General features: G+C 58.7%; 4 protein-coding genes and 3 rRNA genes. 5 read left to right on the top strand and 2 right to left on the bottom strand.

What is annotated here, in order from left to right; all coding sequences use genetic code 11:
• The first annotated feature begins 89 nt into the window (after nucleotides 1-89).
• The 4 genes from BOH68_RS16080 (at nucleotide 90) to rrf (ending at nucleotide 7,346) form a co-directional block, all read left to right on the top strand.
• The gene (locus BOH68_RS16080) at nucleotides 90-1,940 is read left to right on the top strand and encodes a single-stranded-DNA-specific exonuclease RecJ (protein ID WP_077373635.1); all 1,851 of its coding nucleotides are present in this window, start codon (nucleotides 90-92) and stop codon (nucleotides 1,938-1,940) included.
• Nucleotides 1,941-2,420: 480 nt separating this feature from the next.
• Nucleotides 2,421-3,961 (top strand): 16S ribosomal RNA (locus tag BOH68_RS16075).
• 242 nt (nucleotides 3,962-4,203) lie between these two features.
• Nucleotides 4,204-7,092: ribosomal RNA gene (locus tag BOH68_RS16070) — 23S ribosomal RNA — on the top strand.
• 138 nt (nucleotides 7,093-7,230) lie between these two features.
• Nucleotides 7,231-7,346, top strand: a 5S ribosomal RNA gene (rrf, locus tag BOH68_RS16065).
• The 16S, 23S and 5S rRNA genes sit together here, the layout of an rRNA operon.
• A 672-nt stretch (nucleotides 7,347-8,018) precedes the next feature.
• Here the strand turns inward: rrf and BOH68_RS16060 are convergent.
• Both BOH68_RS16060 and BOH68_RS16055 read right to left on the bottom strand, forming a co-directional pair.
• Nucleotides 8,019-10,850: a heavy metal translocating P-type ATPase gene (locus BOH68_RS16060; protein WP_308457343.1), complete on the bottom strand. Its 2,832-nt coding sequence runs from the start codon at nucleotides 10,848-10,850 to the stop codon at nucleotides 8,019-8,021.
• Nucleotides 10,847-11,305, bottom strand: coding sequence for a MerR family DNA-binding protein (locus BOH68_RS16055; protein ID WP_077377703.1), 459 nt, complete (start codon nucleotides 11,303-11,305; stop codon nucleotides 10,847-10,849). Before BOH68_RS16055 ends, BOH68_RS16060 begins: the two co-directional genes overlap by 4 nt.
• Nucleotides 11,306-11,749: 444 nt before the next feature.
• On the opposite strand from BOH68_RS16055, the gene BOH68_RS16050 reads away from it, so the two are divergent.
• Nucleotides 11,750-13,003 (top strand): OmpP1/FadL family transporter, encoded by a 1,254-nt coding sequence (locus tag BOH68_RS16050; protein WP_240499638.1) that lies wholly within the window; start codon nucleotides 11,750-11,752, stop codon nucleotides 13,001-13,003.
• The last annotated feature ends 135 nt before the right edge of the window (nucleotides 13,004-13,138 follow it).

Raw genomic sequence — 13,138 nt, 5'->3', positions numbered from 1 at the left:
CGGGGCTGAGTCGTCGTCCTTCTTTCATGGCCGTCATTTTCGCAGTCCGCTGTCGAAATGACGGCCATGTCGTTTGTCAGGAGTTCTTCATGTCTGTCACTCCCTCCTTGTCACCCTCCTTGGCACAAGGCACCGCATCGCGCCCTGATGAGCGTACGCTGGCGGCCAGCATCGCGCGGGTCATCCAGCCTCGCGTCAGAGATGAGCGCCTCTACCAGCAGGGGATCGCGACGGGGCTCAGCGAACTGCAGGCACGAGTACTGGCAGGGCGGTTGACGCTGGAGAGCTGCAAGGCGCCGCTGGAGGCGCTGGTCACGCCGGCGCTCCGGCACATCGAGCATCCCGAGCGGCTGGCGGATGGCCGGCGGGCGGCAGAGCGCATCGCGCGTGCTGTCGCCGAGGGTGAGCACATCGGCATCCTCACGGACTATGACGTGGACGGCATCACCTCGCATGTGGTGATGCTGCGCACGCTGACGGAGCTGTTCGATGTGCCCTACGACCGGGTGCACAGTCTGATCGGTCATCGCATCCACGATGGTTACGGCATCAGTCTGCCGCTGGTCGAGCGCATCATGACATTGTCGCCGCGCCCGAGCCTGATCGTCACCGCGGATTGTGGTTCCAGTGATGAGGCTCGCCTGGCGCTGCTCAAGGAAGCGGGGATAGAGGTCGTGGTGACGGATCACCATGCGCTGCCTCAGGAGGGGCCGCCGGCTTCCGCCTACGCGACTGTCAATCCGACACGTGACGATTGTGCCTATCCGGATGCGACCATCGCCGGTTGCATGGTGGCCTGGTTGACCATGTCATTGACGCGCAATGTGCTGATCGAGCAAGGCAGATTGCCGGGGGATGCACCCAAGTTGTCGCCATGGCTGTCATATGTGGCGCTGGGGACGGTGGCGGACTGTGTGTCACTGGGGGGCAGTGCGATCAATCGTGCGGTAGTCAATCTGGGTCTGACGTTGATCAATCGCATGCAGGAGCCCTGCTGGCGAGCCATGGCAGAGCGGCTCGGTGCCGATAGCGTGCCCTTCGATGCCGAGACGCTGGCCTTCCAGATGGGGCCGCGCATCAATGCCCGCTCACGACTGGATGATCCTTACGCCGCACTGCATTTCATGCTGGCGCGTGAAGATGAGGCTGCTCAGCGCGCGCTGGAGGTGCTCGATCAGGACAATCAGTCGCGCAAGGCGATCGAAGCCGAGATGGTGGAGTCGGCGCGCGCCTTGGCGCTCGCCTCGTTGCGGGAAGGGCATCAGGTGATCGTGGTGCATCTGGAAGATGGTCACCCGGGAGTGCAGGGCATTGTCGCTTCACGTCTCGTGCAGCAGTTCGGGCGTCCGACCGTCGTGCTGACACCAGCCGCGGTGCCCGGCATGTTGACGGGGTCCGGGCGCTCCATCGAAGGATTGCATCTGCGGGATGCGTTGCAGCGAGCGCATGACCTGGCACCGCAGTGTCTGCCGCGTTTCGGTGGGCACAGAGGTGCGGCAGGGGTGGGCTTGCCCCTGGCGGAGAAGGATACCTTCACTCGTGCTCTGCAACAGGCGGCCGCGGAGCAATTGGGTGAAAGGGCGCTCAACCCCTTGATTCTCAGTGATGGTGAACTGGCAGAAGGGCAGTTGAGCCTGGAGACCCTGGATGAACTCGAGCGTCTGGCACCTTTCGGGCGTGAGTTCGAGGCACCGCTGTTCGAGGGCAGTTTCCTGGTCGAGAGTCTGCGACCGGTAGGTGCCGATGGCACACATCTGTCGCTTGAGCTCTCGCTTGGGCGTACACGCCTCAAGGCGATCTGGTTCCGGGCGCTGTCGCCGGGGGAATCGCCGGCATTCGGCGTGGGGGCCGCTCTGAAGTGTGCTTACAAGCTGTCGCGCAATCGCTGGCGGGGGAGAGAGTCGCTGCAGCTGATGCTGGAGCATGCCGTACCAGCATGAGCGTGTTTGAATGAATTGCGGTATCTGGCCAGAAAGCCCTTGCCCTCAGCCAGGATCGTGCGTAAAGTACGCATCCGCTGCCGGGGACGCATGGCGTTACCAGCGGTGAAAGAGGTTTGCAGGTGGTTGTTTTGTTTGATGTTTTTGAAGTCCGCTTCCAAATCATCGATTGACAATCCCGGGCGATTCGCTAGAATACGCCGCACTCCTTACGGAACAGGTGATCGAGCAACGCTCCTCGCCGCTGGATGATGCTTAGAGGCAGTCGATTGACTCATCATCAAGTGCTTGACTTCTCAAGCGTTCCGGATAGAATATGCCTCCTCGCTTAACAGCGACGCTCTTTAAAAATTTGATCAGGTAATTCGTGTGAGCGCTTGCCGATGAGTGGTGACAAGGTCACCAAATATCGGAGCAAGCCTCTCACGAGAAGTTTGACTCTGAACCAAGTTTGGTCTGCTTAACAGACTATCAAGCTTTCAACTGAAGAGTTTGATCATGGCTCAGATTGAACGCTGGCGGCAGGCTTAACACATGCAAGTCGAGCGGAAACGATTCTAGCTTGCTAGAAGGCGTCGAGCGGCGGACGGGTGAGTAATGCATGGGAATCTGCCCGATAGTGGGGGACAACCTGGGGAAACTCAGGCTAATACCGCATACGTCCTACGGGAGAAAGCAGGGGATCTTCGGACCTTGCGCTATCGGATGAGCCCATGTCGGATTAGCTTGTTGGTGAGGTAACGGCTCACCAAGGCGACGATCCGTAGCTGGTCTGAGAGGATGATCAGCCACACTGGGACTGAGACACGGCCCAGACTCCTACGGGAGGCAGCAGTGGGGAATATTGGACAATGGGCGAAAGCCTGATCCAGCCATGCCGCGTGTGTGAAGAAGGCCTTCGGGTTGTAAAGCACTTTCAGCGAGGAAGAACGCTTCGGGATTAATACTCCCGAGGAAAGACATCACTCGCAGAAGAAGCACCGGCTAACTCCGTGCCAGCAGCCGCGGTAATACGGAGGGTGCAAGCGTTAATCGGAATTACTGGGCGTAAAGCGCGCGTAGGTGGCTAAGTCAGCCAGGTGTGAAAGCCCCGGGCTCAACCTGGGAACGGCATCTGGAACTGCTTGGCTAGAGTGCAGGAGAGGAAGGTAGAATTCCCGGTGTAGCGGTGAAATGCGTAGAGATCGGGAGGAATACCAGTGGCGAAGGCGGCCTTCTGGACTGACACTGACACTGAGGTGCGAAAGCGTGGGTAGCAAACAGGATTAGATACCCTGGTAGTCCACGCCGTAAACGATGTCAACTAGCCGTTGGGTCCCTTGAGGACTTAGTGGCGCAGCTAACGCAATAAGTTGACCGCCTGGGGAGTACGGCCGCAAGGTTAAAACTCAAATGAATTGACGGGGGCCCGCACAAGCGGTGGAGCATGTGGTTTAATTCGATGCAACGCGAAGAACCTTACCTACCCTTGACATCCAGAGGACTTTCCAGAGATGGATTGGTGCCTTCGGGAACTCTGAGACAGGTGCTGCATGGCTGTCGTCAGCTCGTGTTGTGAAATGTTGGGTTAAGTCCCGTAACGAGCGCAACCCCTATCCTTATTTGCCAGCGAGTAATGTCGGGAACTCTAAGGAGACTGCCGGTGACAAACCGGAGGAAGGTGGGGACGACGTCAAGTCATCATGGCCCTTACGGGTAGGGCTACACACGTGCTACAATGGCAAGTACAAAGGGTTGCAATACGGCGACGTGGAGCCAATCCCATAAAGCTTGCCTCAGTCCGGATTGGAGTCTGCAACTCGACTCCATGAAGTCGGAATCGCTAGTAATCGTGGATCAGAATGCCACGGTGAATACGTTCCCGGGCCTTGTACACACCGCCCGTCACACCATGGGAGTGGACTGCACCAGAAGTGGTTAGCCTAACCTTCGGGAGGGCGATCACCACGGTGTGGTTCATGACTGGGGTGAAGTCGTAACAAGGTAGCCCTAGGGGAACCTGGGGCTGGATCACCTCCTTATCGACACTGTCTACCGCTCGCGGCAAGTGCTCACAACGAATTACCTGATCTTATTGCTGGCTTAGCCGGCAGTGGCAAGCGTGCTCAACAGAGCGCGCTTCTCACTGTTCTCTGAACAGCCGCTCTTTAACAATGTGAATCATGCTGACGATGGAATGTGCGCCAAGCACATCTCCATCAAAACGATATGTCGGAGAGGTCCGACAGATTCGTAATCCTTGACAGACCCCTTGGGGTTATATGGTCAAGCGATTAAGCGCATACGGTGGATGCCTTGGCAGCCAGAGGCGATGAAGGACGTGATAGCCTGCGATAAGCGTTGGCGAGGTGGCAAATACCCTGCGACCCAACGATTTCCGAATGGGGAAACCCACTCACCATCAGGTGAGTATCTATAGGCCAATACATAACCTATAGAGGCAAACCCGGGGAACTGAAACATCTAAGTACCCGGAGGAAAAGAAATCAACCGAGATTCCCCAAGTAGCGGCGAGCGAACGGGGACCAGCCCTTAAGCGATACAACTGACAGACGAATAAGCTGGGAAGCTTGACGATACAGGGTGATAGTCCCGTAGTCGAAGTCTGAGTATCGTGAAATCGAGTAGGTCGGGGCACGAGAAACCTTGACTGAACATGGGGGGACCATCCTCCAAGGCTAAATACTCCTGGCTGACCGATAGTGAACCAGTACCGTGAGGGAAAGGCGAAAAGAACCCCGGCGAGGGGAGTGAAATAGATCCTGAAACCGTATGCGTACAAGCAGTGGGAGCACCTTCGTGGTGTGACCGCGTACCTTTTGTATAATGGGTCAGCGACTTATATTCTGTGGCGAGCTTAACCGTATAGGGGAGGCGTAGCGAAAGCGAGTCTTAACTGGGCGACCAGTCGCAGGGTATAGACCCGAAACCGGGCGATCTATCCATGGCCAGGGTGAAGATTGAGTAACATCAATTGGAGGCCCGAACCCAAGTATGTTGAAAAATGCTGGGATGAGCTGTGGATCGGAGTGAAAGGCTAATCAAGCCCGGAGATAGCTGGTTCTCCTCGAAAGCTATTTAGGTAGCGCCTCACGTATCACCGCTGGGGGTAGAGCACTGTTTCGGCTAGGGGGTCATCCCGACTTACCAACCCGAGGCAAACTCCGAATACCAGTGAGTGCAGCGTGGGAGACACACAGCGGGTGCTAACGTCCGTTGTGAAAAGGGAAACAACCCAGACCGTCAGCTAAGGTCCCAAAATCCTGATTAAGTGGGAAACGATGTGGGAAGGCTCAGACAGCTAGGAGGTTGGCTTAGAAGCAGCCATCCTTTAAAGAAAGCGTAATAGCTCACTAGTCGAGTCGGCCTGCGCGGAAGATATAACGGGGCTAAATCAGGTACCGAAGCTACGGGTTCATCCTTATGGATGAGCGGTAGAGGAGCGTCGTGTAAGCCAATGAAGGTGGATTGAGAAGTCTGCTGGAGGTATCACGAGTGCGAATGCTGACATGAGTAACGATAAGGGGAGTGAAAAACTCCCCCGCCGGAAGACCAAGGTTTTCTGTTCTACGTTAATCGGAGCAGAGTGAGTCGGCCCCTAAGGCGAGGCGGAAACGCGTAGTCGATGGGAAACGGGTTAATATTCCCGTACCGGATGTGGTTGCGATGGGGGGACGAAGAAGGCTAGGTGAGCCAGGCGTTGGTTGTCCTGGTGAAAGCATGTAGGCCGAGGAATCAGGCAAATCCGGTTCCTCTGAGGTCGAGATGCGAGACGAACTGACTACGGTCAGGAAGTCATCGATGCCACGCTTCCAGGAAAAGCCTCTAAGCTTCAGATCACATGCGACCGTACCCCAAACCGACACAGGTGGTCAGGTAGAGAATACCAAGGCGCTTGAGAGAACTCGGGTGAAGGAACTAGGCAAAATGGCACCGTAACTTCGGGAGAAGGTGCACCGGTTCGAGTGAAGGACTTGCTCCGTAAGCTCTTACCGGTCGAAGATACCAGGTGGCTGCAACTGTTTATTAAAAACACAGCACTCTGCAAACGCGCAAGCGGACGTATAGGGTGTGACGCCTGCCCGGTGCCGGAAGGTTAATTGATGGGGTTAGGATTCGTCCGAAGCTCTTGATCGAAGCCCCGGTAAACGGCGGCCGTAACTATAACGGTCCTAAGGTAGCGAAATTCCTTGTCGGGTAAGTTCCGACCTGCACGAATGGCGTAATGATGGCCACGCTGTCTCCACCCGAGACTCAGTGAAATTGAAATCGCAGTGAAGATGCTGTGTACCCGCGGCTAGACGGAAAGACCCCGTGAACCTTTACTATAGCTTTACACTGGATGCTGATGTTGTCTGTGTAGGATAGCTGGGAGGCTTTGAAACCACGTCGCCAGATGCGGTGGAGCCAACCTTGAAATACCAGCCTGACATCATTGGCGTTCTAACTCAGGTCCGTTATCCGGATCGAGGACAGTGTATGGTGGGTAGTTTGACTGGGGCGGTCTCCTCCTAAAGAGTAACGGAGGAGCACGAAGGTACCCTCAGCACGGTTGGAAATCGTGCATTGAGTGCAAGAGCATAAGGGTGCTTGACTGCGAGACAGACACGTCGAGCAGGTACGAAAGTAGGTTCTAGTGATCCGGTGGTTCTGTATGGAAGGGCCATCGCTCAACGGATAAAAGGTACTCCGGGGATAACAGGCTGATACCGCCCAAGAGTTCACATCGACGGCGGTGTTTGGCACCTCGATGTCGGCTCATCACATCCTGGGGCTGAAGTCGGTCCCAAGGGTATGGCTGTTCGCCATTTAAAGTGGTACGCGAGCTGGGTTTAGAACGTCGTGAGACAGTTCGGTCCCTATCTGCCGTGGGCGTCGGAAGTTTGAGAAGAGCTGCTCCTAGTACGAGAGGACCGGAGTGGACGAACCTCTGGTGTTCGGGTTGTCATGCCAATGGCATTGCCCGGTAGCTACGTTCGGACGGGATAACCGCTGAAAGCATCTAAGCGGGAAGCCCCCTTCAAGATGAGACTTCCCTGAGGCCTTGCGCCTCCTGAAGGGCCCTTGAAGACTACAAGGTTGATAGGCTGGGTGTGGAAGCACAGCAATGTGTTGAGCTAACCAGTACTAATTGCCCGTGAGGCTTGACCATATAACACCCAAGGGGTTTGCGCAGGCAAACCGCCGGGATTGCGACAGGATCGACGACATATCGGTCAGCATGATTCATATTGCGAGTCGCGAGGCCACAAGCCTCGGGACTCAGGCATCGCAAGATGCCACCGTTTCGCCTGACGACCATAGCGAGCGTGAACCACCCGATCCCATGCCGAACTCGGAAGTGAAACCGCTTAGCGCCGATGGTAGTGTGGAGTTTCTCCATGTGAGAGTAGGTCATCGTCAGGCACTTATACTGAACCGCCCCTGCAGCCCAGCTGCAGGGGCGGTTCTCTTTGTGCGCGGAAAAAGTCGTGCTCGGAGAGGTGCACGCACTGCGTGAGAGGGGAGAGATAGGAGATAGCTCTGCCTGGACGGTGTTTCTCCCTGTAAGCGTCGCGGACGGCCGCCCCACGGATGGCCGCCCCACGACCGTCATGAAAAGCTCGTCAGGCACTTATACTGAACCGCCCCTGCAGCCTTGCTGCAGGGGCGGTCTGCGTTGGGGCATCGAGGTGGGCAGAGTACGGTAAAGCGGGAGGCGCTTCGTCGAGGTAGTGACGCACTGATATGCAGAACCGCCGGGAGAGCGGGTGTGGACAGGTGGGCGCCAACCAGGAAAACAAGTTGTCCACACCCCCTGGCGGCGTGAGAGCGCCCCGACTTACGAGGCAACTGTCGCTGTTACATGGCGCTGTCCCGGAAAAGCGGCAGGGTCTTGGTGGACATCGGACTCGCTAGAGGCTGACGCGAAGACGCCCTGCCACACAGTGCGTGGCAGGGCGTCTTGAGTTGCCTTCACTGATCAAATGAAGGTGCTACGGATCAGTGGCAGAGCCGTGGTTCATGACCTGGCCAGCCAGAACCACCAGACGATGGCAGCGATCAGGCCAAGCCCTATCAGATTGACGAGTATGCAGATCATGCTGACTCTCCTTGTGGCATGGTGGAAGAATTTCCTGTGCTGTCCGTACGTGACCGAGCTGCCCCCGGGGGAGTGAACCTCCGCAGGCGGTTGGCGTTCGTCACGACCGTCACGGAAGACAGTGACATGGCCAGCCCGGCGATCACCGGCGACAACAGCATGCCGGTGAAGGGATAGAGGATGCCTGCCGCAATCGGAATGCCGATCAGGTTGTAGCCGAAGGCACCCACCAGGTTCTGCTTGATGTTGCGCAGCGTGGCCTGGCTGATCGCGATCGCGTCCGCGACCCCTGCCAGGGAGGGCTGCATCAGCGTGATGCCGGCCGTCTCGATGGCGACATCAGTACCTTCACCCATCGCGAAGCCGACATCGGCCAGCGCCAGCGCCGGCGCATCATTGATGCCGTCGCCGACCATTCCCACCACATGGCCTTCCTGTTGGAGGCGGGCGATCTCATCGTGCTTGTCATCCGGTGAGACGCCGGCACGATAGTCATCGATCCCGGTCTCACGGGCCACGGCAGCGGCCGTGTGCTGATTGTCACCGGTCAGCATGATCACCTTGAGGCCAACGGCATGCAGGCGAGCGATGGCGTCGCGGCTATCGTCACGCAGCGGGTCGGCCAGCCCGAAGACGGCGATCAATGCCTCGTCACGTGCCATCAGGATCACGGTGCGGGCATTGTCTTCCAGCGATGTGATCTGCTCACTCAGCGGTGCAAGGCTGATACCTGCATCCTCCAGCATGGCGGCATTGCCCATGCGCCAGGTGCGGCCTGCATCGTCCTGAGCCTGAATGCCGCGCCCGCTGATGGTCTGGTAGTCATTGAAGGCCTTGCTGCGCGAGGCCTCGGGACGCTGTGCGTCGATATGTGCCAGCAGCGCGGTGGCCAGGGGGTGCTCGGAGCCCCGCTCCAGGGCATGGGCGGCATCCAGCACCTCCTGCTCGCTTTCCCCCGAGACCCGATGCGTTTCAGTGACTTCCGGCTTGCCGCGCGTCAGGGTACCGGTCTTGTCGACCACGAGTGCGGTCAAGCGACTGGCGGTCTGCAGGGCCTCACCGCTGCGCACCAGCACACCATGCTCTGCCGCCTTGCCGACCCCGATCATGGTCGAGATCGGCGTCGCCAGACCCAGTGCACAGGGGCAGGCGATGACGAGAACCGCCGTCGCGACCACCAGCATATGCACGCCAGTCGGGGCGGGCCCGACGTTGAACCAGAGAAGCGCCGCGACGATGGCGATGATCATCACGCTGGGCACGAATACGCCGGAGATGGTATCGGCCAGCCGTCCGATCGGGGGGCGCGAGTTCTGCGCCTGACGCACCTGACTGATGATGCGGCCCAGGCGTGTCTCGCTGCCGATGCGCTCGACCTCGAAGACCAGACTGCCACGCGTGTTGAGTGTGCCGGCAGCCACGTCATCGCCGACACCACGTGAGACAGCCAGCGGCTCACCGCTCAACATCGATTCATCGATGTGGCTCTGTCCCTCGATCACCTTGCCATCCACCGGGATGCGCTCACCGGGGCGAATGCGCACGTGGTCACCGCTGCGTACGTCGTTGACATCGATCTCGCGCTCTTCGCCCTCGCGAATGACCCGAGCGGTACGGGTCTGCAGATCCAGCAGCGCGCGCAGTGCTTTCTGTGTACGCCCGCGGGCTCTGACCTCCAGTGCCTGACCAAGACTGATCAGGCCGATGATCATGGTCGAGGCTTCGAAGTAGAGGCCGCGAGCCGCCTGGGGCACCGTCTCGGGGAAGATCAGCACGCCCATGGAATAGAGCCATGCCGCCCCGGTACCGAGTGCCACCAGCGTGTCCATGTTGGCCTGATGATGGGTGAAGGCCTTCCAGGCGCTGGTGAAGAAGCTGCGTCCTGCGGTGGCGAGTACACCCAGCACGGCGACCCCGATGGCCAGCCACACTCCACGTTCGAGACCTTCGAAGCCGGGATGATGGAAGAACATGCTGATCATCAGCGGGATACCGATGCCCAGTGACAGCACGCTGTCACGGATGCGAGAGCGATATTCCTGGTCAGCCTCTTCCTGCTGTTGCGCGTCATTGGCGCCCGGGTTTTCCACCACGCTGGCCCCATATCCCACGCCTTCGATGGCCGCGATGATCTCGGTGGTCGCAAGCTGGCTTTTGACCTGTGCCGTGCGCGAAGCGAAGTTGACCTCGGCATGTTCCACGCCATCCAGCCCATCCAGTGTCTTCTGGATAGTGGCGACACAGCTGGCGCAGGTAATGCCGGACAGCGAGAGCTCAAGACTTCCGCTATCCGTCGGGCTGGCCGGAGAGGGTTCTGCTGCCGATGGAGCCGCCGTTGCGTGATCCTCCGTGGTGTCGTCGGACTCAGTGAGATCCCCTGATGTGTCGCCCTCGGCAGGAGGTTCCAATGCATAGCCCGCCTCGATGACAAGACGTTCAAGCAAGGCTTCCGGCAGCCAGCTGGAGACCTGCAGGACATTGTCTGCCGGCGTACCGCTGACGGTCGCGGACGAATCCCAGTGCTGAATGGCATTGCGCAGCTTGGCGACGCATTTCTGGCAGTGCATGCCGTAGACGTTGATCTCGAGGTTCGCAGGGGTGGCCGGTGCTGCCGGGGTGAGCGGATAGCCGCTGTCCTGCGCCACCTTCGCCACTCCTTCCTCACCCAGCCTCGTGTGTACCAGCAGCAGCTGGGCCTGGGGAGCGCCGACCAGTTCGGCCTGATCATCCTGTGCCAGCAAGGCCTTGCGAATCCTGGTGACACACCCCTGGCAGCTGATGCCGTCAGTGTTCATCACGCTGATCGTGGCAATGGGGTCGTGGCTCATGAGGTCCTCCCGGTGTCAGGGGTGTACGTTCCGTTCTCTTCTGAGGGGGGCGGGAACGATTGCCCCTCGATCAGGCAGCACACGCTGTTGCCATCCGGCACGCCGTCCGGCATGTCCTGCCAGCTCTCCATGGCATGCTCCATGCGCTCTGCCAGGGCTTCCAGCTCGCGGATGCGCTCACGCACTCGGGGCAGATGTTCCTTGAGCAGGTCTCTCACCATGGGGCAGGGGGAGTCATGCTGGTCAGCCTGCTGCAGAATCTGCTTGATATCGGCAAGGCTGAAGCCCAACTGGCGTGCCTGACTGATGAACTTGAGACGTACCAGCGCCTGCTCATCGAAGCGCTGGTAGTTGTTGACGGGATCGCGCCGGGCCGTGATCAGGCCCTGGCGGGTGTAATGGCGAACGGTTTCGGCGGTGACGTTTCCTTCGCGGGCCAGTTCAGCGACTTTCATTGCATCATCTCCTCGTGATCAAGAGTGGCGGAGAGAGCATTCGGCTGCCCTGAAGGTCTGTCGGCAGCCAATGTTCCGTGAATGATCCTCAGTGTAAGACCTATGTGCAGGACATAGGTCAAGCGACCCACTACATACGAAAAACCTGATGTTCGACCAATAGGCTAGAGAGGAAGGCGAGAGCCCCGCCATGTTTTAAACGCTGGCGAACAGACGCTAAATGATCGCCAGGACATGGGGTTAGCAACACGATGACAGTGCAGACATGAATGAAAGTTCCTCAAATACTAGAAATCTCCCTATTCAAACAAACGTTCGCCCTTGACTTGAACGGGCGACTCGCCCAAAACGTAGGTGTCAGGGCTATGCATCAACGAACGATAACAACAACATGCAGCTCTCCAAGCCACCTGCAATGGGACGCCATCCATAATGAAAAACAAGATGAACAAACTCACCCTCGGGGTCGCGCTGGCAGCGGCTGCCACGGCTTATGCCGGTGGCGTTCACGCGGGGGCCTTCCAGCTCAACGAGCAGAGCGTCAGCACTCAGGGGACGTCCTTCGCCGGGCGCGCCTCGAATGCCAACGATGCTTCCACCGTCTTCGGCAACCCGGCTGGCATGTCCTTCCTGGATCGCGCCCAGATCACCGGTGGGGTGACCTATCTGGACGTCAATACCGATATTGATGTCGCCAGCGCGAATGATGCACTCGGTCGGCCAGTCTCTGGCGGAGATGACGGCGACATGGTGCCGGGGGCGGCAGTGCCTTCTTTCTATTACGTGCAACCGATGAACGATCAGGTCGCGCTGGGCTTCGGGGTCTATGCGCCCTTTGGTGTGATTACCGATTATGGCTCTGATTTCCGTGGCCGTTATTTCGCCAATTACAGTGAAGTCGAGGTGGTCACCGCCCAGCCGACCATCTCCTACCGCATCAATGACAAGTGGGCCATCGGCGCCGGTGTGACCTACAACAGCATCAAGGGTGAGCTGACGTCGAATACTGTCGATGTCGGCGCAGGGGATGGCAAGGTCAAGATCAAGGGCGACGATGCCGCCTGGGGCTACAACGTCGGGGTCATCTTCCAGCCGGTGGAAAGTACCCGTCTCGGTCTGTCCTATCGCTCCAAGGTCGACTACAGCCTGGAAGGCGAGGCCAAGTACAACAATGTCTTCACTGGCACGGGCTTCGCGAATACCGAGCAGGATGCGTCGCTGGACGTGACCTTGCCGGAAAGCATCGACTTCTCCGTGACGCACAAGCTGGATGATCGCTGGACGCTGATGGCGGGCGTGACCTGGGTGCACTGGAGCCGCTTCGACGAGATCGCGGTGGAAGTCGACAACATGAACGACATCGTCGAGGAGCAGGGCTACGAGGACAGCTGGCAGTATGCGGTTGGTCTGAGCTATCAGCTCAATCCGCAGTGGGTGCTGCGTACCGGCATGGCCTTCGATGACAGCCCGACCGTGGATGAGCATCGCAGCGCGCGTATCCCGTCCGGGGATCGCACCATCTTCTCGCTGGGGGCCGGCTGGACGCCGATGCCGGAGCTGACCATCGACATGGCCTACACCTACCTGTGGGAAGAGACGGCCACCGTCAGCCTGAGCGAGCCCAACCGTGGGACCTATGAAGCCGATTACGAGAATGAAGCGCATGGCTTCGGTCTCGGCGCGACCTATCGCTTCTGAGTACGTAAGCGGCTGAAACGCTGAGCGGATCTCAGGACAACCAATACAGAAACGCCCGGTCACATGACCGGGCGTTTTTTGTTGCCCCTGCCGGAGGCCATCCGGCAGGGGCGGGACCATCGCCTCAGCGCGAGC

This window comes from Cobetia sp. MM1IDA2H-1 (genome assembly GCF_002916775.2).
GTDB lineage: Bacteria > Pseudomonadota > Gammaproteobacteria > Pseudomonadales > Halomonadaceae > Cobetia > Cobetia marina.
The sequence above is the reverse complement of the archived record's forward strand: the minus strand, read 5'-3'. Positions and strand labels throughout refer to the sequence as shown.